The 24,140-nt window shown below is 42.6% G+C and carries 19 protein-coding genes; 14 read left to right on the top strand and 5 right to left on the bottom strand.

Annotated elements, in window-relative coordinates; genetic code table 11:
* The first annotated feature begins 27 nt into the window (after positions 1-27).
* The 3 genes from UB51_RS19990 to UB51_RS19980 are packed head-to-tail and all read left to right on the top strand — an operon-like array spanning position 28 to position 3,026.
* Positions 28-1,038 carry a glycosyltransferase family 2 protein gene (locus UB51_RS19990; protein ID WP_234405479.1) on the top strand — a complete coding sequence of 337 codons (1,011 nt, stop codon included), beginning with the start codon at positions 28-30 and terminating at the stop codon, positions 1,036-1,038.
* Positions 1,001-1,435, top strand: coding sequence for a GtrA family protein (locus tag UB51_RS19985; RefSeq protein WP_044878790.1), 435 nt, complete (start codon positions 1,001-1,003; stop codon positions 1,433-1,435). Before UB51_RS19990 ends, UB51_RS19985 begins: the two co-directional genes overlap by 38 nt.
* A gap of 1 nt (position 1,436) precedes the next feature.
* Entirely contained in the window at positions 1,437-3,026 is a 1,590-nt protein-coding gene (locus UB51_RS19980; RefSeq protein ID WP_445322338.1) for an ArnT family glycosyltransferase, read from the top strand.
* A gap of 167 nt (positions 3,027-3,193) precedes the next feature.
* On the opposite strand, the gene UB51_RS19975 is transcribed toward UB51_RS19980, so the two are convergent.
* Positions 3,194-4,633, bottom strand: coding sequence for a VanW family protein (locus tag UB51_RS19975; protein WP_044878789.1), 1,440 nt, complete (start codon positions 4,631-4,633; stop codon positions 3,194-3,196).
* Positions 4,634-4,899: 266 nt separating this feature from the next.
* On the opposite strand from UB51_RS19975, the gene ftsE reads away from it, so the two are divergent.
* The 5 genes from ftsE (at position 4,900) to UB51_RS19950 (ending at position 11,027) form a co-directional block, all read left to right on the top strand.
* On the top strand, positions 4,900-5,586 hold the full coding sequence (gene ftsE, locus UB51_RS19970; protein ID WP_044878788.1) for a cell division ATP-binding protein FtsE: 687 nt from the start codon (positions 4,900-4,902) through the stop codon (positions 5,584-5,586).
* Positions 5,576-6,493, top strand: a complete 918-nt coding sequence (ftsX, locus tag UB51_RS19965) for a permease-like cell division protein FtsX (RefSeq protein ID WP_044878787.1) — start codon at positions 5,576-5,578, stop codon at positions 6,491-6,493. The genes ftsE and ftsX overlap by 11 nt, the downstream gene beginning before the upstream one ends.
* A gap of 79 nt (positions 6,494-6,572) precedes the next feature.
* Complete coding sequence (locus UB51_RS19960) at positions 6,573-7,919, top strand: M23 family metallopeptidase (protein ID WP_044878786.1); 1,347 nt, start codon at positions 6,573-6,575, stop codon at positions 7,917-7,919.
* Positions 7,920-8,123: 204 nt separating this feature from the next.
* Positions 8,124-9,590 (top strand): S41 family peptidase, encoded by a 1,467-nt coding sequence (locus UB51_RS19955; protein WP_044878785.1) that lies wholly within the window; start codon positions 8,124-8,126, stop codon positions 9,588-9,590.
* Between the two features lie 105 nt (positions 9,591-9,695).
* Complete coding sequence (locus tag UB51_RS19950; RefSeq protein ID WP_234405478.1) at positions 9,696-11,027, top strand: PDZ domain-containing protein; 1,332 nt, start codon at positions 9,696-9,698, stop codon at positions 11,025-11,027.
* An 8-nt stretch (positions 11,028-11,035) separates the two neighbouring features.
* Here the strand turns inward: UB51_RS19950 and UB51_RS19945 are convergent, their stop codons facing one another.
* Positions 11,036-11,704 carry a response regulator transcription factor gene (locus UB51_RS19945; protein ID WP_044878784.1) on the bottom strand — a complete coding sequence of 223 codons (669 nt, stop codon included), beginning with the start codon at positions 11,702-11,704 and terminating at the stop codon, positions 11,036-11,038.
* Positions 11,705-11,724: 20 nt separating this feature from the next.
* Positions 11,725-12,879, bottom strand: a complete 1,155-nt coding sequence (locus tag UB51_RS19940) for a sensor histidine kinase (RefSeq protein ID WP_052676018.1) — start codon at positions 12,877-12,879, stop codon at positions 11,725-11,727.
* A gap of 183 nt (positions 12,880-13,062) precedes the next feature.
* On the opposite strand from UB51_RS19940, the gene UB51_RS19935 reads away from it, so the two are divergent.
* Genes UB51_RS19935 through UB51_RS19925 form a run of 3 tightly spaced genes read left to right on the top strand, consistent with a single transcriptional unit; the run spans position 13,063 to position 16,353 of the window.
* Positions 13,063-14,004 (top strand): ABC transporter ATP-binding protein, encoded by a 942-nt coding sequence (locus UB51_RS19935; protein ID WP_044878783.1) that lies wholly within the window; start codon positions 13,063-13,065, stop codon positions 14,002-14,004.
* Positions 14,005-14,021: 17 nt separating this feature from the next.
* Positions 14,022-15,203, top strand: coding sequence for an ABC transporter permease (locus UB51_RS19930; RefSeq protein ID WP_052676017.1), 1,182 nt, complete (start codon positions 14,022-14,024; stop codon positions 15,201-15,203).
* On the top strand, positions 15,196-16,353 hold the full coding sequence (locus UB51_RS19925; RefSeq protein ID WP_044878782.1) for an ABC transporter permease: 1,158 nt from the start codon (positions 15,196-15,198) through the stop codon (positions 16,351-16,353). Before UB51_RS19930 ends, UB51_RS19925 begins: the two co-directional genes overlap by 8 nt.
* 201 nt (positions 16,354-16,554) lie before the next feature.
* Here the strand turns inward: UB51_RS19925 and UB51_RS19920 are convergent, their stop codons facing one another.
* Both UB51_RS19920 and UB51_RS19915 read right to left on the bottom strand, forming a co-directional pair.
* Entirely contained in the window at positions 16,555-17,397 is an 843-nt protein-coding gene (locus tag UB51_RS19920; protein WP_144407125.1) for an OmpA/MotB family protein, read from the bottom strand.
* Positions 17,390-18,184, bottom strand: a complete 795-nt coding sequence (locus tag UB51_RS19915) for a flagellar motor protein (protein WP_044878780.1) — start codon at positions 18,182-18,184, stop codon at positions 17,390-17,392. Before UB51_RS19915 ends, UB51_RS19920 begins: the two co-directional genes overlap by 8 nt.
* A 170-nt stretch (positions 18,185-18,354) precedes the next feature.
* On the opposite strand from UB51_RS19915, the gene uvrB reads away from it, so the two are divergent.
* From uvrB to UB51_RS19900, 3 genes are all read left to right on the top strand, one after another.
* Complete coding sequence (uvrB, locus tag UB51_RS19910) at positions 18,355-20,346, top strand: excinuclease ABC subunit UvrB (RefSeq protein WP_044878779.1); 1,992 nt, start codon at positions 18,355-18,357, stop codon at positions 20,344-20,346.
* 77 nt (positions 20,347-20,423) lie between these two features.
* Complete coding sequence (gene uvrA, locus UB51_RS19905) at positions 20,424-23,285, top strand: excinuclease ABC subunit UvrA (RefSeq protein WP_044878778.1); 2,862 nt, start codon at positions 20,424-20,426, stop codon at positions 23,283-23,285.
* 423 nt (positions 23,286-23,708) lie between these two features.
* Positions 23,709-23,918 (top strand): hypothetical protein, encoded by a 210-nt coding sequence (locus UB51_RS19900; protein ID WP_044878777.1) that lies wholly within the window; start codon positions 23,709-23,711, stop codon positions 23,916-23,918.
* Positions 23,919-24,140 lie beyond the last annotated feature (222 nt).

Here is a 24,140-nt window from a genome sequence, read left to right as displayed (position 1 = left end):
TGCTGTTCGTAAGAAAATAAAAGGAGAATGATGATGGACATTAAGAAGCCCCTTCTCTCTGTTATAGTTCCGATGTATAACGAAGGTTCTCATCTTGTGAAATCACTACGTGTGATTGTAGAGACTCTATCCAGCATAACACCCTATTACGAGCTTATTGGTGTTGATGACGGATCAAAGGATGATACCTGGCAACAGTTAGAGAGAGCAGCCTCAGAGATCCCAGGGGTCATTGCTTTACGTCTAAGCCGTAATTTCGGTAAAGAGCTTGCAGTATGCGCTGGACTTGAGAATGCCTCTGGAGATGCTGTCATTGTCATGGATGGTGACTTGCAGCACCCTCCAGCGCTCATTCCCGAAATGATTCGATTGTGGCAAGAAGAAGGATACGACATCGTTGAATGTGTGAAGGAGAATCGTGGCAAAGAGCCACTGGGCAAAAAAATAGGAGCTTCTGTTTTTTACTCCACGCTCGATAAGTTGACAGGGTATGATCTGAAGGGTGCATCAGATTTTAAGCTATTGGACAAAAAGGTGCTAGAGGCATGGATGAATATGCCTGAACGGATTCCATTTTTTCGAGGTATGACCGCTTGGCTTGGTTTCCGTAAAATAGAGCTTCCTTTCCGTGTGGCTGATCGTGAAGCTGGAGTGAGTCGCTGGGGCGTATTTGGTCTCATGCGGCTTGGCGCGGAAGCCATCATTTCCTTCTCCACCATTCCACTACGGATGGTTAGTCTGATTGGTTTTGGATTCTTAATCGTGTCATTCGTGCTTGGGATTAACACCTTGGTACATAAGTTTCAAGGAACTGCTGTTACAGGGTTCACGACGGTTATTCTGCTCTTGCTCATTATCGGAAGTATTCTGATGATATCTATTGGCATTGTGGGCGAATATATCGCAGCTATTTATCATGAGGTAAAGGCTAGACCTCGTTACTTGATTGCGGACAAGAAATTTCATCCCGACCTGATTGAGGTAGATAGGGAGTTGAAGCATGACCATTCGTTCGTTACTTCGGCTTCCACTCATTAAATATGCCATTGTAGGTGGATTAGGAACGGGTATCCATTTCGCAGTTCTGATTATGTTAGTAGAGCTCTGGAACATGAATCCCGTTGTTTCTTCCATTATTGGCTTTATCGTGGTACTTATTATTTCTTATTTTTTGAACAGGATTTGGACCTTCGAGAATCAGCAGAGTGGGTATGCAAAACAATTTATGAAGTATGTAATCGTATCTTGTGCGGGGATGTTCATTAACACACTGATAATGTATGTGACGGTAGAGTGGCTTTCCATTTCGTACATCGTTGGACAGTTAATTTCTACCGTAGTGGTTCCTATTCACAATTATATATGGAATCGACGCTGGACATTTACGCCAGAGACTACTTCTATGAGGACTAGAAGCGGGGAGGAGAAATTGTAATTTGATGAAACGAAAATGGAAGATACTCCTTTTCATTCTGATATTTGGGGCGGAATTTGCTTTAGGATTCTATATCAGTTATGTCATTGGATATATGCACTCGGACGCAATCAGCCGTGTGGCTAACGCGTTCTATGTATTGTACAGTCGTGATCCACACTTGGGAGCCATCGGTTTCGTATGGAATCCATTGCCCAGTTTGATGGAGCTAGGCTTGCTGGTATTTTATCCGATTATGCCTGCGCTAGCTACTTATGGATTAGCGGCAGTTCTCATGAGCAGCATCTTCGCTGCATTGACTTCAGTGTTATTGTATAGCTCGGGTAGGAAGTTGGGGCTTGGCGCGGGTATGAGCCTGACGATTGCTTTATTGTATAGCTTGAATCCGTTTGTGTTCTTGTTTGGAGCTAACGGACTTAGTGATGCGCCTTATATTTATTTCGTGATGTACACGATCATTGAATTTTGCTTCTGGCTGAAATCACGGAGCACGGGCAATCTGATCTTTTCAGCGTTTGCCCTCGCTATGGCCTTCTGGACTCGTTATGAAGCTGTTCCACTGGGTGTGGCTTTGGCGGTAGGCGTTGTTATAGCTGTGTTCTGGATGCATCGGAATTATCATTCACCGGGTCCTACACTTAGGGAAAAAGCGTATAAGGTAGAAGCCACTTGGATATTATTGCTAATACCTGCCGTATTCTCAGGCCTTCTATGGATCTTCTTTAATTATATTATTATGGATAACCCGTTCTACTTTCTGAACTCAGAGTATTCTAATGTGGCTCAATCAGGTCAATTGCAAAGTGATCAGAGCTTTGTCGAGTTGTTCAATAGTCCATGGCTTGCTCTGAAATTTATTGCAGGTAAGACACTATGGTACTCAGCGCCATTGTTTGCCGTATTGCTCATCCGTCTGTTCACTAAGCGATTATTTCAGGGAGGTACGCTCATACTCCTGCTTATATTCATTTCAGTACCGGGACTACAATTTCTACTATTGATGAGAGAGTCATCTTTCGGATGGTTCCGATACTTCATGTATGTGTTCCCCATTACGGTTGCATGGCTACCGTACGAGTTAAGCCTTGTGCGTGATCGGGGAAGGAAACTGGCATTTGCTGTAGTCGTATTGAGTATGCTCATTACAGCAGGACTGTTGTCGTATGCTATGACAGATCCGAATATAGCGCCAGACGAGAACAACTTTATTAATATGGCGGAGAATGAACATTTCGAGGAGCAGGCACTGGATAGATCAGTGGGAGCTTGGATCGATAACCATTTAGACGATAATACGAATATTCTGACAGACTCTTATTCGGCTTATAACCTTCTGGTGAGTAGTCAGAATTTGAAAAGGTATGTGATTACTAGTGATTATATATTTGAAACGGCACTGAATGATCCTCCGGGTAAGGATATTGATTACATTCTAATTCCGAAGCCACTGCCCGGCATACCAAAGAGTGCAATTAATACACTGTACCCTGACATGTTCGAGCAGGGGAATGATTGGGCTACGCTCTATCATGACTTTGATGGTAAATGGCGACTGTATAAAATTAAGAAGTGGATTCCACCACAGAGTTAGAAAAAAGTTAATCAAACAGCGCGTGTCGATACTTCATCGACGCGCGCTGTTTGATTTCAGCTGGAAACCGTTGATGAGTCTAAACTCTTGGTTACTATTAATCTAAACGACAGACATCCGTAGTCCTTTCAGGACGGTAATCATGATGGAGTGTCGCATTTTTCATTCTAAGGGGTGCTGATGCCATCTTCGACAATGGATTCTAATGGAGGCGATGGAGTAGCCCCATTATTGTTAGGTTCAGGATGAACTGCGATGAGTCGGTTCTGTGGGCGGTACGTGTCGCGGGAGATTCTCGTTTTATCGACAACGGCACCATCGACTTTTTTGACTTGGAAAGTTTCGACAATATATCCTATTTTGCCATCTTGGAGCACTTCCTGAGTACCGACAGCTAAAGTAGCATTCTGCACATATTTGTTCGGGGCAGGTAGGGTTGCTACCGTGACAGATTCCATTGTGTACTGTGTGTCCTTTCTGAACGTTCCATAAAATTTGACTGTGAGTGTTCTGTCCTCAACGGCTGCGTGAATGAGTAAATATTTACCTGTATTATTCTTGAAGCGGAAGTTAATGGACCCACTAGCAAATGTCGCATCTTGGCCCAAGGGTAAATAACTGACGGGAATAGAATGGTTACGGCGTTCAACGATCTCCATACCCGTACGGACGGCAGCATTATAGACTGTGCTCGACACCTGACAGATTCCTCCTCCAATGCCGGGGGCCAATTTGCCATTGATAATAACAGGTGCTTCCTGAAAACCATACTTGGATTCCGCTTGTTCAATCACTTTACTGTAATCAAAGTCTTCACCTGGTTTAATGATCATGCCATTTACGGCTTGTGCGGCTGAATTCACATTGAAAATTCTCCCGGAACTGCTAGAGAAGAGAGTTGTGGAGAATTCCGTGATTTTACGCTCAATGCCTTCCTGCTTCAAGCTATTCACCGTGATGTTAGGGTGCTTTATCGTAATCGGTAGCTCGATGGTGAGAGGTGACTCTGTTGTCGCTGTGTCTGTAACGAAGGTGAAATCTCTAGGAAAAATAAGGGTTAACTTGCTTAATAGCGTCTTCCAATCCAGACGTGCTGCTGATTTTTCAGGTGTATAAACAACCTGATCCATCTCCGCTATACGACGTGATGCGTTTACTATAACGCCAAAGTTCTTCTTTTCCCAAGCAGGACTAAGTTTTGATTTCAATAGCTCAGGATCTACATATGTTGTGATTGACCAGTTAGACTGGAAATTCCAACGATACGAGAGACGCGCAAGCATACTTCCTTTCTGTAGCTGTGCAATGGCCTCTCGGAATGAATCTGCCTCATAACGGACTCCGGCTTCTGATAGAGTCAACGTTATGTTTGGGATATTCTGATGTTCCATTTGGAGACTTAAAGGGAGTTGCTCTAGTTGTCTTAATCGGTTATTGAGTTTCTTAAGTAGGTCCTCACTTTTCATTCCACCTACTTGCCAACCTGACAATTGTACGTCTTTGGGAATAGTGCCTTGGTTCACATATAGATGGAGATACCCGAATAGTAGTGAGCCTAACAGCATGATTGCAGCGACAGCGATTAGACTTATGTGAAGTTTTTTCAAATAAGACTCCCACCTTTTTCTGGCTTTATAGCGATTTTTTTATAATATAAGAAACGGTTAACGGCCCTTTAGGGACGGCGAAGTCGCTTCTGTTTGGTACACCTTTTTATGTATATGTATAAGAAGTGGAAAACTTTCTGGTACTCAAAAGGTAACAGGTTTGTTACAATAATAATTAACGTGATGGAATTTTAACTATTTTAAAGGTAATTTGAGGGAACATGTCGAAATTATATTGGCTAATTATGTGATCGGGAAGTGATAATGTGATTGAAATGCAAGATGTATGGAAGACATATAAGAACGGGACGCACGCTATTCAAGGCATTACAGTAAAGATCGACCGTAACGAGTTTGTATATGTTGTTGGGCCATCTGGAGCAGGTAAATCGACATTTATGAAACTTATTTATAGAGAAGAGGTTCCAACGAAGGGTCAAATATCCGTTAATGGATTTAACATTGGTAAGTTACAGCAGCGCAAAATTCCCTACGTAAGGCGGAATATCGGCGTAATTTTCCAAGATTTTCGGTTGTTACCGCGAATGACAGCCTATGAGAATGTGGCCTTTGCTATGGAAGTTATCGAGGCACCGAAGAAATTGGTGAAGAAGCGTGTAATGGAAGTGCTAGATTTAGTTGGACTTAAGAACAAGGCAGGACGTGAACCTGACCAGCTGTCAGGTGGAGAGCAGCAGAGAATTGCTATTGCTAGAGCCATCGTGAACAATCCAGCTGTGATTATAGCGGACGAGCCTACGGGCAACCTTGATCCGGAGACTTCGTGGGGGATTATGCAGCTGCTTGATGAGATTAACTTTCGGGGTACAACCATTGTTATGGCTACCCACAATAAAGATATCGTGAACCGAATGCGCAAACGTGTCATCGCTATTGAACAGGGGAACATCGTTAGAGATCAGTTGAGAGGGGAATACGGGTATGAATTTTAACACCTTCTTGCGGCATCTGCGAGAAGGATGCAAGAACGTATTCCGTAATGGGTGGATGTCCATTGCGTCTATCACCTCTATCGTCGTATCCCTATTTGTATTGGGTGTATTTATTCTACTAGTGCTGAATGTTAATCAATTAGCGGATGAAGCAGATAGTCAGGTGCAGATCAGTGCATACCTGAACTTGAATGTAGATCAAAAAATGCGTGAAACGATCAAGAAAGAAATCGGAGCAATGTCGGAAGTTAGTAAAATCGAAGTCATTCTTAAAGAGCAAGGCCTGAAGGAATTCACGGCAAGCCTAGGCGAAGATGGTAAGGCGTTACTTGAAGGATTCAACAAAGATCACAATCCTCTGCCTGATCGACTTAAGATAGAAGTCATTGAGCCTACGACCGTGCCGCATGTGGCGGAGAAGATTGAGGCTTTAAATAAGCTCCACTCGGAACAACCGATACTGAAGGTAAAGTATGGAGAAGGTACGATAGAAACGCTGTTCAAAATAACACGAGTTGTACGGAATGTAGGCTTTATATTTGTGGCAGGACTCGGACTGATGTCGATGTTCCTCATCTCGAATACGATTCGAGTGACCATTCTAGCTCGGCGCCGTGAGATCAGCATCATGAAGTTGGTCGGAGCGACGAATTATTTCATTCGCTGGCCATTTTTTATAGAAGGAGCACTTATCGGACTTCTTGGTTCGGCGATCACCATTGGGTTGTTATTCCTTGGTTATAGTCAATTGACTGGGGCCATTAGCGGAGATATTGCGTTTACTGGCTTGAAATTACTTCCTTTAGCGCAGATTTGGCCGTTATTTGGGGGAGCTCTGTTATCACTCGGGGTGTTGATAGGGATTTGGGGAAGCACCGTCTCGATTCGTAAATTTTTGAAGGTATAACTGAAACATCACGGACCATATCAGCTGACGTTGACGACATATACACGTATGAAATTTGGAAAAGGATGGGGAGCATAACTTGAAAAAAATCGCCTCTTTAATAGCCGCTATTATACTGGTAACTATGATATTTCAACCTAATGATGGATACGCTAAACAAAAAACAGTAAAAGAAGTTGAACATGAACTGAAGCTTTTACAGCAACAAGCTAAGAAAGCGGCTAAGGTGAAGGAGAAAGTGGCTGCTAAGAAAGAAAAAGCGCAGCACTATAAGAATAAGACGAACAACAATTTGGACTATGTATTAGAACAAATTACGGTGGTTAGTAATAAACTTGAGGTAACTTCAATGAAAATTGAAGATACGAAAGAAAAACTGACAAATGCTACTACTGAACTGAATGCGGCTGAGGAGCGTATAGCATCTCGTGAGGTCATGCTTGAGTCTCGTGTGAGACTGATGTATACAGATGGGGCCGTTTCTTATTTGGATGTGTTATTATCCTCTAGCAGCTTTTCCGATTTCTTAGATCGTGCGGATACACTAAAGACCATTGTGGATCAGGATCAGAATTTGCTAGATGAGCACAAGAAGGATAAAGTGTTAGTACTGGATAAGAAAAAGGAACTTGAAGTGCAGTATGCTACAGCGGAGGGACTCTATTCGGAAATGGAGACTCAAAAGAGTATACTGGATGAGAAGGAACAAGAGAAACATGAGTTGATTGCTATGTATGATGAACAAATTCAAGAATCAGATGAACTCAATGAGGAGCAAGAACAGAAGCTAGTTGCGCTTGCAACCAAGCGTTCGGCTCTTCAGCGAGAGAAGAATAAGTTAGTGGCAGCGGAAGAAGCTGCTCGCGCGAAAGCAGCGAAAGAGGCGGCAGCCAAGAGAGAAGCGGCAGCAAGAGAAGCGGCAGCAAGAGAGGCGGCAAAAAGAGAGGCAGCGGCTAAAGAGGCATCAAGGTCAGCGACTAGTCGGGGCTCCTCGAATAATTCAGCTCCGTCTGCTAGTTTTATTGGGAATGGTGGTCCGCTTCTTTTACCTGTAGGTAATTCACGAGTTTCCTCTGGGTATGGTCCTCGGACACATCCTGTGACAGGACAAGTTGGTAAGAAGCATACAGGAATAGATTTTGCCGTACCGCAAGGAACATCGGTTCATGCTGCGGAATCAGGAACAGTCATTATGGCAGAATGGTTCAGTGGATATGGGAATGCTGTTATTGTTGATCATGGTGGCGGTATGTGGACATTATATGGTCATCTTCGTAATGGTGGATTCAATGTTAGGGAAGGCGATCGTGTCAGCCGTGGAGAAAAAATTGCGGAATCAGGATCTACAGGACAGAGCACAGGTCCTCACTTACACTTTGAAGTCCGTATTAATGGAAGCACCGTGAATCCAGCTCCCTATTTATAATATGTGAATTCATTTTCTAATATAGAATGAGCTAAAGACGAACCCTCATAATCTTAATGTATAAGAATTTATAGCGTTTGGGGAGTGTAAACTTTAGTTCAATCTATAGGATATAAATATTCCAACCAAGCCGAACATATACTAGTATAGTGATGTAGGTTCTAACCAGATTTAGTCTCATAAGAAAAGGCGGTGGAATGAACTATGTTAAAGAAGCGTACAGCTGCACTCCTCGTGGTAATCGCCTTGATCAGTGGTAGCCTACTAACCATGTTCCTATCGGGTTCAAGCTTTGCAGGACAAGCTACAGGTGGAGAAGGCATACTTGCCAGCATTAGTGGTGGTGGCTTGAAGCAAGAGGAGTCTAAGAAGCTAGGAGCTGCCTTAGATCTCATCCAAGGCAATTATTACAAGGACATTGATCGGACGAAACTACTGGATGGTGCGATTAATGGCATGATGCAATCACTGGAAGATCCTTATTCCACTTATATGGGAGAAGAAACAGCGAAGCAATTCGAAGAAAGCATTGAAGGTTCGTTTAGTGGCATTGGTGCTGAAGTTTCCTCTAAAGATGGATATGTGGTCGTTGTATCTCCTATTAAAGGTTCACCTGCTGAGAAAGCGGGTATCCACGCTAAGGATTTGCTACTATCCGTGAATGGTGAGCCCCTTAAAGGGCTTGATCTAAATGATGCTGTATCGAAGATCCGTGGTCCGAAAGGATCGAAAGCAAAGATTCAAGTGAAACGTGAAGGCGTGTCTGAACCTATTGATTTCGATATCGTTCGTGATGATGTGGATTTAGAGACTGTTAATGCACATATGGAGAAGAACGGTGTGGGTGTCATCGAGATTACTCAGTTTTCCCTCAATACAGCAGAACGCTTCAAGACGGAGTTGTCCAAGCTAGAGAAGCAGGGAATAAAAGGACTTGTGATTGACGTTCGGAATAACCCAGGTGGCGTTCTATCTGTCGTCATTGACATAGCAGAACAGTTCGTTCCCAAAGGTGAAATGATTGTTCAAGTTGAGGATAAGAAAGGTAAGCGTGAGAAGAGCTTGTCGAACGGCTCAAGTAAGTCTTATCCTGTGACACTCTTAATGAATAAAGGGAGTGCAAGCGCATCTGAGATTCTAGCAGGAGCACTGCAACAATCTGCAGGCGTTATACTGATGGGTGACAATTCATTCGGTAAGGGTACGGTGCAGACGAGCTTTGATAAGCAAATGGGTGATGGTAGTCTTCTTAAGATCACAATTGCTAAGTGGTTAACACCAGATGGTACTTGGATTCATGAGAAGGGGATTAAACCAGACGTTGCAGTATCTCAGCCGGGTTATTTCTCAGTTACCCCAATTAATAAAGAGAAGAACTTGAAGTTTAACATGAATAATAGTGATGTGAAGAGCGCTCAGGTCATGCTGAATGGTCTTGGATATCAAGCGGGTCGTTCGGATGGATATTTCGATAAAGGTACACAGGAAGCCGTTAAGAGCTTCCAAACGAAAGAGAAGATGAAGGCAACGGGTATTATCGATGCTAAGACAGGGACCGCACTAGAGAAAGCCCTGATTGTACGCATTCAAGATCCACAATATGATACTCAATTGAAGCAAGGGATTGCAGAGATTCAGAAGGAATTAAAGGCTTCTGCGTCGAACAAGTAAGAAGGCTGAACGTTAGCCTTCTTTTTTTCTTTAATTTTGGGACTGCGAAGTCGTTTGTCATCCTTGTATAGTCTATGGTCAATTATAGAGGAGCGTGGTTTAATCTTGAATGTAGCTTTGGAAATGTTGTGGCTTGTGACGGACGGGTTGGTACAATTATTGATTCAGCCGTTTTATTATATTTCAATTCTGTTTGTTATGTTATTTTATCGTCGTCAGGTAGGGTTAGAGCGGAAGATGTTTCATATACGTATGCATAGCTGGGGGTTACAAACTTGGCGAACCCTTATTGGAGGGCTAGCCGGAGGGATCGGAGTTTCACTTCTTATGGCATTTGTAGGTGTTACCTTAACCCAAGCTGGAGTGATCTGTATATGGGTTGTGAGTCTACTGTTGCTGTTAGTTCGAGTACGTTATTTATGTTTTGCTTATTCGGCAGGTCTTCTCGGTATCATCCAATTTATTATTAGTTTCTTCCCTTCATGGCAACCTACAGGATGGTTGGGGTCGTCAGTGGATACTGTAAGATCACTTGATATGCCTGCGCTATTAACGTTGGCGGCTATTCTTCATCTGGCTGAAGCTATACTTGTGAAGTTGCAGGGAGATCACTTAGCGAGCCCGCTGTATTTAGAAAGTAAGCGCGGGAAAATTGTAGGGGGATATGAGATGCAGGCCTTTTGGCCAATTCCCTTATTCCTACTCATCCCAGCGCAGACATCGGGTTCGTTATTACCGTGGACTCCTCTTCTAGGTGGTGAAGGTTGGAGTACTGGTTTTAGCTTAATCGTGCTTCCTGTCGTTATCGGGTTCGGTGAAATGACGCAGAGCATGTTAACAAGGGAGAAAGCATCCAGTGGGTTCAAGAGGTTAATGTTATATACCGTGATCTTACTAGCACTGAGCTTGCTCTCTGCATGGTGGAGTCCGCTGATGATTGTTGCTGCGTTGGCCAGTATCTTACTACATGAGGCATTATCGTGGTTCAGTCGCTATGAGGAGCAACAGCGAAGCTCACTCTTCGCTCACCCTTCGCAAGGACTTCGAGTTCTCTTTATTGTGCCAGATAGCCCAGCAGAGGAACTCGGTATTGTGCCAGGAGAAACGATACTGAAGGTGAATGGGGTTGTTCTCCGGACGAAAGAGCAGCTACATAGTGCGTTGCGTATGAATTCTGCTTTTTGTAAATTAGAAGTGCAGAACATCGCAGGTGAAAGTAAATATTTACAACGTGCTATCTATGCAGGGGATCATCACCAACTGGGTGTTATTCTAGCCCCAGATCAGGATTTGACGATTGTAGCAAGCATGAGACCGGTTAGTATTTATCAGATTATCGGAATGAAGTTAAATACACGGCATCGCTCTGAATCCGTGGAATATAATCCACCCCCTTTTGTGGAGCCGAAGGTAGAGCGGGAAACCTTTAAATTATAAACATAAGATTAGCCGTTAGGATGTTTAAGATATAATATAGCAATTTGTGTACGATCTCGAAGTTCCAACTTACTTAAAATGTCTGTTATATAATTCTTTACCGTACCTTCGCTCAGAAATAGCTTCTGGGCGATTTCTTTATTAGACAACCCCTCGGATATATTGCTCACGATGCTCATCTCTGCTTTGGTCAATCCATAACGGATCCATCTGTCTGAATTAGAGCGATCAGAGGTAGGTTGAAGGATTGGCTCTATTGGCCGGAGAAAAGTGGTGAGTTTACGGGCAATATCAGGATGAATGAGCATGTCCCCGTCATGGACTGTTTTGATTCCTTGAATGATGCGATCAGGAGCGATGTTCTTCAGTAGATATCCACTGGCTCCATTCTGTAAAGCTTGAATAATAAACTCATCGTCATCGAAGGTTGTTAACATAAGCACACGCGTATCAGGGAAATGTTTTTTGATCTCTTTAGTTCCTTCTACTCCGTCGCACACTGGCATACGAATATCCATCAATATGACATTGGCTTGTAACCCCGCTTGCATCAGCTCCATAGCTTCAAAGCCATGGCTTGCTGTCCCTACGACTTCAACATCTTGATCCATGGCAAGTAGCATTTTGAGGCTTTCTCGAATGAAGGCATCATCATCTACAATAAGTAAGGAAATCATCGCTTATAATCCACTCTTTTCTATAGTATTCCATGATTCCGGTAAATAGGTAGCTTCGTTACAATCGTAAATGGATATTCCCACTGAATATGTATGTCGCCCCCCATAAGTTTACTTCGTTCCTGCATTCCACTCAGACCCATACCTTGCTGTCGTTGACTTGTTGAATGTGCTGCAGTAATCTCTCCATTATTGCTAACTGCCATAGATACTTCTCGATCACCGTAAACGACTAATATCTTTACAGATGTAGCATGGCCGTGTCGAAGGGCGTTCGTAAGTGCTTCTTGAGCATTTTTGTAGAATACAATTTGACTGCTTGGATAAAGGGTGAAGGGAACACCTTCATAGAGGAGGCTTGTATGAATGCCTGTTTCTCGGCCCGTATTCTCTAATAGTCGATCTAGCGCATATTCCTCAGCCAAGGAAGTAGCAGGCCGCATCTGTTTGACGGTATTGCGCATATCATCCATACTGGCGGCTACTTGATCTCTAATCTGTAGCATAAGTTCCATACCTCGTGCACTATCCGTAGGGAGGGTGTGAATGGCCGCTTCCATCATCATTTTAACTCTGATCAGCCTATGACCGATATCGTCGTGTAGTTGTCTTGATATTCGATTTCGTTCTCCGGATTGGGCTGCCGCCTCTACCTGATGATTGAATTGTATAAGTTGACTTCGTTTCTCATCTAGTTCGTAGTATTTCTTACGAAGTTCGTCATAGAGCTGGACAATCTCTTCCCGGCTATCTACTGTGTCCTGTAGCTGCAATAACAAAATTGAGGTGATAACAAAGATCGCGTTTAGACAGAATGTCCACTCAGGCTGCTCAAATCCCAGAGCGATGTTCAGTAACAACAAATGAAGACCCAGCATGACGAAGCGAAGCATACGGCCTGACATTGTAATATAGGAGCAGAGCGAAGATAGCGAAATAAATAGTATTAAGTTTCCATAACGAGTACATAACCAGGTGGAGAAAAGCATTTCTACAATGAAGAATAATCTTTTTATAGGTGGATAATGTACGAATCGATCCAGTACGGCGAGATTCAAATATAGGAGTATGTATAGGGTGTAAATACCGTAATTGTCATATGAGTATATATAGATGGAGAGACAAGCAGGAATGACAATTAAGCTGTAACGCAACATATTTAGTTGAGTGGACAAGGCATATAACATCCTTTGATTCGTAGTAGGCAATGACTTATTTGGCTTCATTATAGCATAGGCATTAGGGGGTACAGCAGATGACTTTCGTCACCATCTATTCATGACCTTTCGTACCTTACTTCGCACATCATCTCCATTACAATGAGGTTAAAGAAATAAAGAATGAAGGGAAGAAGACTTATGGCGTTCGTAGAATTGAACAATGTAGTAAAGCGCTATGGTAGTAAGCTACCAGTGGATCATTTGAATTTAACGATACAGGCGGGGGAGATATTCGGACTGTTAGGTCCTAACGGAGCGGGTAAGAGTACGACTATAAATATGATGTGTGGACTTTTGAAGATAGATCAAGGGGATATCAGGGTAGATGGTATTTCTGTAAAAGATCGACCTTTGGATGTGAAGAAACGAATAGGACTTGTTCCGCAGGATTTGGCGTTATATGAGTCGATGTCTGCTAGTGATAATGTTTCTTTTTTTGCAAAACTGTACGGTTTAAGGGGGAAGTTGCTGCAAGAGAGAGTAGTAGAAGCATTAGAGTTCGTAGGTTTGCAGGACCGAGCTAAGGAGAAGCCCGCTACATTCTCTGGGGGAATGAAAAGAAGGCTTAATATCGCTTGTGCCATTATGCATCATCCGAAGTTGATCATAATGGATGAACCCACTGTCGGCATTGATCCGCAGTCACGGAATCATATTCTGGAATCGGTTCGGACATTAAATAAGATGGGCTCAACCATTATATACACGAGTCATTACATGGAAGAGGTAGCCGCTATTAGCGATCGCGTGGCCATTATGGATCAAGGACATGTTATTGCTTGTGGTACACAACAGGAACTACGTGAGCGGGTGTCGAGTGAAGAGAAGATTGTCATTAAGGCTGCACACATCGAACCAAGTGCCATGGATGAGTTACAGCTTCATCCTCGCTTTTCTAAAGTGTCATTAAATGAAGAAATGGATACGTTAGAACTTTACGTAGCATCCTCTCAGCATGATTTACAAGATATTCTTTTTATTTGTGCCAAACATGAGGTAACCATTCAATCGCTAGTGTGTGAGCAGTCTGATCTTGAGACTCTTTTTCTAAATTTGACGGGACGTACACTACGTGATTAGAAGGGAGATAGAAAGCTTTGAATAATATTTGGATTATTGCCATGAGTGAACTGCGAAGAATGCTTAGGACACGGACCGTACTTCTGAATCTATTCGTGCTACCTTTGATATTAATTTTTATTCTAGGGTCTGCATTGGCGTCTTTTTTTAATAATGATAAAGAAGATATTACGCCCGACCCGGTTAGGGTAGCTATGGTCGGAAATGAGGTAGATGGACCCATATCTATAGCGTTTAATGCTTATCTACGATCGCCTGATATATCAACGATAATTATACAGAAACAAGCAACAAGTAAGGCGGCTGCAGAGAAATTATTACGTGCAGGAGAAGCTGACTATGCGGTCATTATTCCTCCATTTTTCAACGAAGAAGTGATGAGTGGGAAGGAAGCGAAGCTTGAGCTGATGCTCGGAAATGATCGCGTGAATAATTTAGTGGCGGGAACCGTGTTCGACTCCTTTCTAGATGGAATTAATCATCAACAGGTGTTGTCGGCTACACTAGGAGTTCATGTGCCGAAGCAAACAGGTGAGGCTAGCTCTATCATGAGCAGTCCAACATACGTTAATATTGGGAAATTGAGCGATAACAATACATCCTATTCTGCTTCTCAGTATTATGCAGGCGCGATGATGATTATGTTTCTCTTGTATGCAGGGAGTACCGCTAGCGAAAGTCTATTTAATGAAAAGGACAATCACACGCTGTATCGCTTACAATCGTTGCCCATATCTGGCGCACACATTTTCATAGGGAAAATGCTGGGTAGCAGCGTGGTGGCTCTTGTTCAAGCGGGTGTGATCATCACCGTGTCTTCCCTAGTGTACGGCGTAGATTGGGGTAGTAGTCCGCTATTATTAATGATCGTATGTATCTTATTAGTCTTCATATCCATGGCAATAGCTTGTTTAGTAGCGTTAAGTGTTAAGACGAGTTCAAGTGCAAATAGTATCATGCAGGTTCTTATTATATTGATGACCTTTCTCAGTGGGGGCTTCACACCTATACCGGGAGAGTTCATTCAGTTGTTAAGTCAATTTACAGTGAACCATTGGGGGTTACAGGGTATCCTTCGTATCATGTTACATGCTGATCCATCTGATATTATTCCGAGTATCCTTGTACTCGCTAGTATGTGTGCTGCCTTGGTAGCATCTACTTTTGTTGTCTATCGAAAGGTGGGTTATCATGAATAGCTTAACTATTGCATGGCATATGATTCGACGTATCATAGGTACCCGAAAAGGATTCATAGGTTATATTATTTTACCTTGTATTGTTGTATCTTTAGCAGTGGCTTTACTAGGTCAAGAGAACACTATGAGTGTGGAAATCTCTTATGTTAATTTGGATACGGGACCTGCAGGGCAGCATCTTCTGAATGAGCTGTCTAGAAATAATGACTATGTACTGAAATCACTGAATGGAGAGGAAGAGCTCAAGGAAGCCGTTATGCAGCAAAAGGCTACACTCGGGTTACTTATTCCTGCTGATTTTAGTAATGATTTACTTCAAGGCAACGCCAAGCAAGTAAATATGTTTCAACTGTCAGCTAATGAAGCAACATATACTGTCAAAAGTATTATTAACGCCATGATGACTCAGTTAGCTGAGACAGCAACAATTATTGCTAATCATTCTTCCTCTTCTGGAAGTTCATTGGAGCTGTTTGAACAAAACTTAAATGAAATTAGTAAACATAGAATCGGAGCAGAGCGAATTGATTATAACTTATACGCAAAACCTGGATTAAATAATGTGACAGGCTTTACGTTGATGTTTATGATGGGACTTGTGACGAGTACGGTGAAAATGATACTGGATGATCGCAAGCATCGAACGATGGCACGAGTGTTTACTGCACCTGTTCGCTCCTATGAGATTGCACTGGGGAATGTACTGGGCAGTTTCTTTGTAGGTGTTCTACAAATTCTAGTCATTCTAAGTTTAAGTCGCTGGGTGTTAAAGTACAATTATGAGATACCTTTCTTTACCCATTTTCTAATTCTGGCTTCGTTCATGTTTGTTGCGATGGGCATCGCTAGCGCAGTCGCTGGATTAATTCGTAATCCCGATCAGGCAGGTATGCTCAATTCCATGATTATTACACCGACTTGCATGCTTGGTGGATGCTTCTGGCCGTTGTCATTTATGCCGGATTATATGCAAAAAATAGCTAATTTCATTCCACAAAAGTGGACGATTGAGGCTGTTGAGAGAATTGCCTCTGGAGGCCATTTGACTGATATTTGGTTACCTCTTTCCATATTAGGACTTATGGCTATTATTTTATTAGCTATTGGATCTGCTATTCTAAGACCTAGCGAAGCAGGAAAGTCGATTTAATTTACAGAGGAATAATGGGTAGGGTTACAGTAGCGCGTCGAAAGCTGTCTAACACATTCGTGTTATTTTCACAGAGATTATTAAGAAAAAAAGGCTGTCTCCATAAGCAGAAATGATCTGCTCTAGGGACGGCCTTTTTTACTATTTGGGTTGGGTTACCTTATAGTGTATCTAGTTTAGCTGAGATCATAGCTTGGTCTGTTATTCCTCTTGTAGTTGACGAAGCACGATAATTTCTACACGACGATTGGTTTGACGTCCAAGTTCTGTGGCGTTGTCCCCTACAGGGTGAGTATCGGCATAACCTGCATATTGAAATCCATCAGGACTAAGCTTCTCCTCGTCAAGGAAGAATCTTAGAATGGATAAGGCGCGAGCACCTGATAATTCCCAATTATCTCGATATTTAGGTGAGTATACAATCGGTTTGTTATCCGTATGACCTTCAATACTCACCGTTGTGTTTAGATTGTGGAACAGACTAGCTAGCTTAGCTAGAGCAGGTTCGGAACTAGGCTTAAGATCGGCATTACCTGTATCGAACACGAATCGATCACTGAGTGTAATGGAGATACCTTGTGGCTTGTCTGCTACGAATATTTGATCTCCAAGCTCATTGTCGGAGACATATTTAGAGATGACCGACATTAAACTTTGTAATTCTTGTTCCTGCTTTCGAAAAGCTTGTTCGCGTTCTGTAAGTTCTTTAGGCTCATCTGCATCTTTTGAATCTTCTGAACCTGAAGGCTCTTGGTTTGTATTCGTTGTGCTCTGGTTAGTCTCTACATCGGGATTCTTATGTTTATAGTTATCCGCCGTACCGGTTAGCCCAGAGCCTTGTTCGAGTATGGAGTCACCCGATTTAAATGTTAACTGTAACGACTCGTTCACAACGTCGAATTTCTCGGTATCCAGATGGCTCATGGCGTACATCATGACAAAAAAGATTAGCAATAGCGTAATCAAGTCCGCATATGTAATGAGCCAGCGATCGCGGTTATTCTCACGATTACCAGCTCTACGGCGAGCTTGGCGATCAGTCATTCTTCTCATCAAAATCCCCCTTGAATAGAGGCATAGGTCGGTCTTCCGTAGAGACAAAAGAGCCTAGCTTCTTACGTACAATGAGAGGGTGATCTCCATTCTGAATGGAGAGTATTCCCTGAAGCAAGAACTCCATGTTTTGAATTTCATCTGCACTTCGGGATTTAATTTTGGAAGCAATGGGCAAAAAGATAATATTAGCACTGGCGACACCATATAGCGTTGCTATAAATGCTATCGCAATAGAGGGCCCGAGATCCGTAGGTGTTGAAAGATTACCAAGCACATGAATCAGTCCCATAACGGTCCCGATAATCCCCATAGTAGGGGCATAGCCACCAGCAGCTTCGAAAATACTGGCATAACCTTCATGCTTCTTCTCTACTGCATTGATATCTAACTCTAGAAGCTGCTTAACAGTCTCAGGATCCGTGCCATCGACGACCAATTGAATCCCTTCACGAAGAAATGCATCAGGATGATTCTGAGACATACGTTCTAAGGCAAGGACGCCACTACGTCGTGCAGTAGTAGCCATATCAACAAGATCCTCCACGAGCTGATTCATATCACCCTTGTGGCGATTGAAAGCAAATTGTATGGCATGGGGAATGGTCTTGAGTCTTGCAGAAGTAAAGCTGATTACAACGGCAGCGAATGTACCGCCAAATACAATGAGTGCAGCTGTCTTTTGAAATAAACCTGTAACTTGTCCCCCTTCCCATAAAAAACCTCCTATCAGAGCACCAAGCCCTGCTAGTATACCGATAAGTGTTGTGATATCCATTCTTGTGAACCTCTCCAATCCATAACTTAGGGTTTGCATCCATAATCTGATCCGAGTATAATAAATGGGAACAGATATTCTTATATATATTATTTTTCCCAATGAAATAATTATCGGGAAAGTTCGACATATACTTTAACTATTTTAGATGATAAGGGTGATATTGGGCAATGAGCGATATTGTGATGAGCAATAAATTGTTTGAGATTGAGTCGGAATACTCTCCTCAAGGCGACCAGCCCAATGCGATAGCTGAATTGGTGAAGGGAATTGGCGAGGGGAAGAAACATCAGACCTTACTAGGAGCTACAGGGACAGGGAAGACGTTTACTATGGCACAGACGATTGCGAAGTTAAATAGACCAACGCTGGTTATTGCACATAACAAGACGTTGGCTGCGCAGTTAGCTAGTGAGTTCAAAGAATTCTTTCCTAATAACTCAGTTGATTATTTCGTTAGTTATTACGATTATTATCAACCTGAGGCCTATATCCCTTCATCTGATACTTATATCGAGAAGGACTCTAGCATTAATGATGAGATTGATAAGCTTCGGCACTCCGCTACGAGTTCTTTATTTGAACGACGTGATGTAATCATCGTAGCTAGTGTATCTTGTATTTATGGTTTGGGATCACCACGAGAGTATTCTGATTTATTATTATCCCTTAGAGTAGGGATGGAGAAGCCTCGAAATCAGATTCTATCCAGGCTTGTTGATATTCAGTACCAACGCAATGATATTAGTTTCACACGGGGCACGTTTCGAGTGCGTGGTGATGTTATAGAAATTTTCCCGGCTTCTAAAGGAGAACATGCAGTCCGGGTGGAGTTGTTCGGGGATGAGATTGAGAGAATTACAGAAATTGATGTTCTCACAGGTGAGTTAGTCGGTGAACGCGATCATATAGCCATCTTTCCTGCTTCTCACTTCGTAACGAAGGAAGAGACGATGAAAGTGGCGCTCGTCAACATTGAACGTGAGCTGGAAGAACGGCTAGCCGTGATGCGTTCTGAAGGGAAGCTTCTAGAAGCTCAACGACTGGAACAGCGCACACGTTATGATATTGAAATGATGAATGAGGTAGGATTCTGTTCTGGTATTGAGAACTACTCGGGTCCGTTAACTTTTCGTGAACCGGGTGCAACTCCCTATACACTCATGGACTATTTTCCAGATGACATGTTAATCGTCATTGACGAATCACATGTGACACTTCCGCAGATTCGGGCGATGTATAATGGTGACCGTGCACGGAAGACCGTTCTTGTAGACCATGGGTTTCGTTTGCCTTCAGCTCTAGACAATCGCCCACTGAAATTCGAGGAGTTCGAAGATAAGGTGACTCAGATCGTCTATGTATCCGCAACACCTGGACCCTATGAATTAGAGCATTGTCCGACCATGGTACAGCAAATTATCCGTCCTACAGGGCTCCTTGATCCTATCATTGAGGTTCGTCCAACGAAGGGACAGATTGATGATCTTATCCATGAGATTGGACTAAGGATTGAACGCGATGAGCGGGTCCTTGTTACAACGCTGACGAAGAAGATGTCGGAGGACTTAACGGATTATCTGAAGGAGATTGGTATTAAGGTTAGGTATTTACACTCCGATATCAAGACGCTGGAGCGAATATCTATTCTAAGGGATCTTCGGCTTGGTACATTTCATGTCCTAGTGGGTATTAACTTATTAAGAGAAGGGCTTGATTTACCTGAGGTATCTCTGGTTGCCATTCTAGATGCAGATAAGGAAGGGTTCCTGCGCTCAGAGCGCTCCTTAATTCAGACAAGTGGACGTGCCGCACGTAACTCAGAAGGTCGAGTTATTATGTACGGTGATCGAATAACAGATTCTATGAACAAAGCAATAACAGAGACTGCCCGTAGACGTGTAATACAGGAAGCTTACAATGTGAAGCATGGAATTACACCGCAAAGTATTCGTAAGAAAATACGAGATGTCATTGAGGCTACGAAAGTGGCTGAATCGAAGGCGGATTATCTCACGGGCAGTACAGAGAAGATGTCGAAGAAAGATCGACAATCACTCATTCAGCGACTTGAGGTTGAGATGAAGGAAGCTGCGAAGAGTCTACAGTTCGAACGGGCGGCTGAGTTACGTGATGCCCTATTGGAGTTAAAAGCGGAGTAAATGAATAGGATGAACGACAGCCATATGACTGTCGTTCTCTTGATATATGAGCAAGATGCTAAGGAGATGAATGTCAGTTGGCGATAGAGAGCATTATTATCAAGGGTGCCAGAGCCCACAATTTGAAGAATATCGATATTACAATTCCAAGAGATCGATTTGTAGTATTGACAGGACTAAGCGGTTCAGGTAAATCTTCACTAGCATTCGACACGATTTATGCCGAAGGTCAACGTCGTTATGTGGAGTCCCTGTCCGCATACGCGCGTCAATTTCTAGGGCAGATGGAGAAACCGGATGTAGACTCTATTGAAGGGTTATCGCCAGCGATTTCTATTGATCAGAAGACCACAAGCCGTAATCCTCGTTCTACTGTAGGGACGGTTACAGAAGTGTACGATTACTTACGCTTGTTATATGCTCGGGTAGGGCATCCACATTGTCCAGAGCATGGAGTCGAGATTACATCTCAGACTATTGAGCAAATGGTAGATCGGATTATGCAGTATCCTGAGAAGACACGCTTGCAATTGCTAGCTCCTGTTATTTCGGGCCGCAAGGGTGAGCATAAGACCGTCTTTGCCGATATTAGTAAACAAGGGTTTGTTCGCGTTAGAGTGGATGGAGAATTACGTGATTTATCAGAGAATATTGAGTTAGAGAAGAATAAGAAGCACACGATTGAAGTTGTCGTAGACCGTATTGTTATTAAAGATGAAGTGGAATCTAGGCTAGCTGATTCAATTGAAACCGCCCTAAAGATATCTGGCGGTCAATTGTTAGTTGATGTTATGGAACAAGAAGAGCTTCGGTTCAGCTCAAATTTTGCTTGTCCGATTTGTGGATTCAGTATAGAAGAGCTTTCTCCGCGGATGTTCTCTTTTAACAGTCCATTTGGTGCTTGCCCTGAATGTGATGGTCTGGGTGTGAAGATGATTGTCGATCGAGATTTATTAGTTCCTGATATGGACAAATCGATCGAAGATGGAGCGTTTCTTGCCTGGACAGGAAGTACTTCCAATTATTATCCGCAATTTCTACAATCCGTTTGTGAACATTTCAGCATTCCTCAGAATGTACCTGTGAGTCAACTTAGCTCAGAACACATGGACAAGCTGTTACATGGGACAGGAGAACAGAAAATCCGTTTCCGTTATGAGAATGATTTCGGACAGCGGAAAGAAGCCCTTGTGGTTTTTGAAGGAATCATTCCAAATCTAGAACGTCGATATCGGGATACAGCTTCAGACGGTATTCGTGATTTTATTGAAGGATTCATGAGTGCTAAGCCATGTGAAGTATGTAAGGGGCACCGTCTCAAGAAAGAAACGTTAGCAGTGACAATTAATGATCATAACATCGCTCATGTCACTAGCTTATCCATTGGTGAAGCGATGCGGTTATTTGATGGTCTTGAGTTGAGTGAGAAGGAACGCACGATTGCTAATATGATCCTTAAGGAGATTAATAGCCGCTTAGGTTTTCTAGTCAATGTTGGTTTAGACTATCTATCCTTAAGTCGTGCAGCAGGCACGTTATCCGGAGGAGAAGCACAGCGTATTCGTCTTGCCACGCAGATTGGTTCTAGCTTGATGGGCGTACTGTACATTCTAGATGAGCCAAGTATTGGGTTGCATCAGCGAGACAATGATCGATTGATCTCTACACTTCAGCATATGCGAGATTTGGGTAATACGCTGATTGTAGTGGAACATGATGAAGACACGATGATGGCAGCCGATTATATTATCGATATTGGTCCAGGGGCGGGTATTCACGGTGGTGAAATTATCGCACAAGGAACACCCCAAGAAATTATAGATAATCCGAATTCTCTAACAGGGCAGTACTTAAGTGGACGTAAATTCATTCCAGTAAGCTCTAAACGGAGAAAGCCTGATGATCGTTGGTTAGAGATCAAAGGCGCCAAAGAGAATAACCTTAAGAATATTAATGTCAAAATTCCAATAGGTGTATTCACTGCTGTAACAGGTGTATCGGGTTCTGGGAAATCAACGCTTATTAATGAAATTTTATATAAGAAGCTAGCACGTGAGTTAAATAAAGCTGTTAAATTACGCCCGGGTAAACATAAAGAAATTAAAGGACTGGAGCATTTGGAGAAGGTCATTGATATTGACCAATCCCCGATTGGACGTACACCACGTTCAAATCCAGCCACTTATACAGGTGTGTTTGATGATATTAGAGATATATACGCTCAGACGAATGAAGCGAAGGTTCGAGGCTATAAGAAGGGTCGCTTCAGCTTTAATGTTAAAGGAGGCCGCTGTGAAGCTTGTCGTGGTGACGGAATTATTAAGATTGAGATGCATTTCCTGCCAGATGTATACGTTCCGTGTGAAGTATGCAAAGGCAAACGCTACAATCGTGAGACTTTAGAAGTGAAATATAAAAATAAAAGTATTGCGGATGTGTTGGAGATGACGATTGAAGATGCTACTGAATTTTTCAAGAACATTCCACGTATCCATCGTAAACTAGAAACTTTACTTGATGTGGGATTGGGGTATGTCCATATGGGTCAACCTGCAACGACACTTTCAGGTGGTGAAGCACAACGTGTGAAGCTAGCTTCAGAGCTTTATCGTCGTAGCACAGGCAAGACAATGTATATATTAGATGAGCCAACCACAGGTCTGCATGTAGATGACATTTCTAGATTGCTTACAGTATTACACCGTTTAGTAGATTCAGGAGAGTCTGTGCTTGTGATCGAGCATAATCTGGATGTCATCAAGACAGCGGATTACGTGATCGATCTGGGTCCTGAAGGCGGTAGTGGTGGTGGAACGATTATTGCTACAGGCACACCAGAGCAGATTATTAAGGTTGAAGAATCCTATACCGGTAAATATCTGAAGCCTATTCTTGAACGGGATACAGCTCGTAGTCAGGCACTTGAAGTGCATAGCTAGAGGAGCAAAGTAGAACCGACTTCACTGTCCAGCTTGCTAGGGACGGTGAAGTCGGTTTTTCTGCTTGAAAAGCTACTTCGAAAGCATACGCTTTGTCCCTGAATTTTAACCGCAAAGCGGTATATTCAAGAAAATTTGGGGGCAACAGCGATTCGGTTGGACAATCCATCCGCGTAGCGGTCATTTATTAACTCGATATATTTTCTAGCACCGATTTTAGTGTTGAACCGTAATGAATGACTAGAATTACCTGAATCAATGATAAAAATCACCTCTGTACCCCGATTTCAAGTGATTCAAAAGAATTTTTTGCGACAAATTTGTTTTTTTAGTACAGAAATGCTTGCATAAGACTCTAGTCGAGGATAACATATATATAGATGAGTAATATCACGTAAGGTTATTTAGAGGGAGGTTTAATTTATGTTTTTGGCAGAAGCTGCTGCAGAAGCTCCATCCAACTTTAATACGTTTGATATTTTTATGATTGCGTTTACGGTGCTTATTTTGATTGGATTGATTCGTTTATTAGGAGAACCTATCAAGAACAAATTCGCGATTGGATTCACTGTCGTTAGTCTATTGGTATTTCTGTACTCGGATTACGCAATGATATTAGGTTGGCTAAGCTAGAATAAGCGTTCATCAAGGAATAAGGGATACATATAAAGACACCTTTCTGCGGGGTAGCAGTTAAAGGGGTCTTTTTTGTCATACTGAAAAACTGAAAAATAATTCAAATGAAATATTTCAGAAGGGATAGATTGAAAGCATTACTTTCTACTGTATGAAATGGAATAGGTTACCTCGATTATTTAATAAATATAGGGCTTTCAGCAATTGCCCGAGTCTACG

The sequence above is a fragment of the Paenibacillus sp. IHBB 10380 genome (genome assembly GCF_000949425.1).
GTDB lineage: Bacteria > Bacillota > Bacilli > Paenibacillales > Paenibacillaceae > Paenibacillus_AQ.
Note: the sequence above shows the minus strand (reverse complement) of the source record. Positions and strands in the feature narration are given on the sequence as shown.

Bases quoted from the DNA above. Each gene is read 5' to 3' on its own strand.
- UB51_RS19915 (WP_044878780.1), bottom strand. From the start codon at position 18,184: ATGGATATCACAACACTTATCGGTATACTAGCAGGGCTTGGTGCTCTG.
- uvrB (WP_044878779.1), top strand. From the start codon at position 18,355: ATGAGCGATATTGTGATGAGCAATAAATTGTTTGAGATTGAGTCGGAA.
- UB51_RS19985 (WP_044878790.1), top strand. From the start codon at position 1,001: ATGACCATTCGTTCGTTACTTCGGCTTCCACTCATTAAATATGCCATT.
- UB51_RS19925 (WP_044878782.1), top strand. From the start codon at position 15,196: ATGAATAGCTTAACTATTGCATGGCATATGATTCGACGTATCATAGGT.
- ftsX (WP_044878787.1), top strand. From the start codon at position 5,576: ATGAATTTTAACACCTTCTTGCGGCATCTGCGAGAAGGATGCAAGAAC.
- UB51_RS19920 (WP_144407125.1), bottom strand. From the start codon at position 17,397: ATGACTGATCGCCAAGCTCGCCGTAGAGCTGGTAATCGTGAGAATAAC.
- UB51_RS19935 (WP_044878783.1), top strand. From the start codon at position 13,063: ATGGCGTTCGTAGAATTGAACAATGTAGTAAAGCGCTATGGTAGTAAG.
- UB51_RS19990 (WP_234405479.1), top strand. From the start codon at position 28: ATGATGATGGACATTAAGAAGCCCCTTCTCTCTGTTATAGTTCCGATG.
- UB51_RS19955 (WP_044878785.1), top strand. From the start codon at position 8,124: ATGTTAAAGAAGCGTACAGCTGCACTCCTCGTGGTAATCGCCTTGATC.
- UB51_RS19945 (WP_044878784.1), bottom strand. From the start codon at position 11,704: ATGATTTCCTTACTTATTGTAGATGATGATGCCTTCATTCGAGAAAGC.
- UB51_RS19900 (WP_044878777.1), top strand. From the start codon at position 23,709: ATGTTTTTGGCAGAAGCTGCTGCAGAAGCTCCATCCAACTTTAATACG.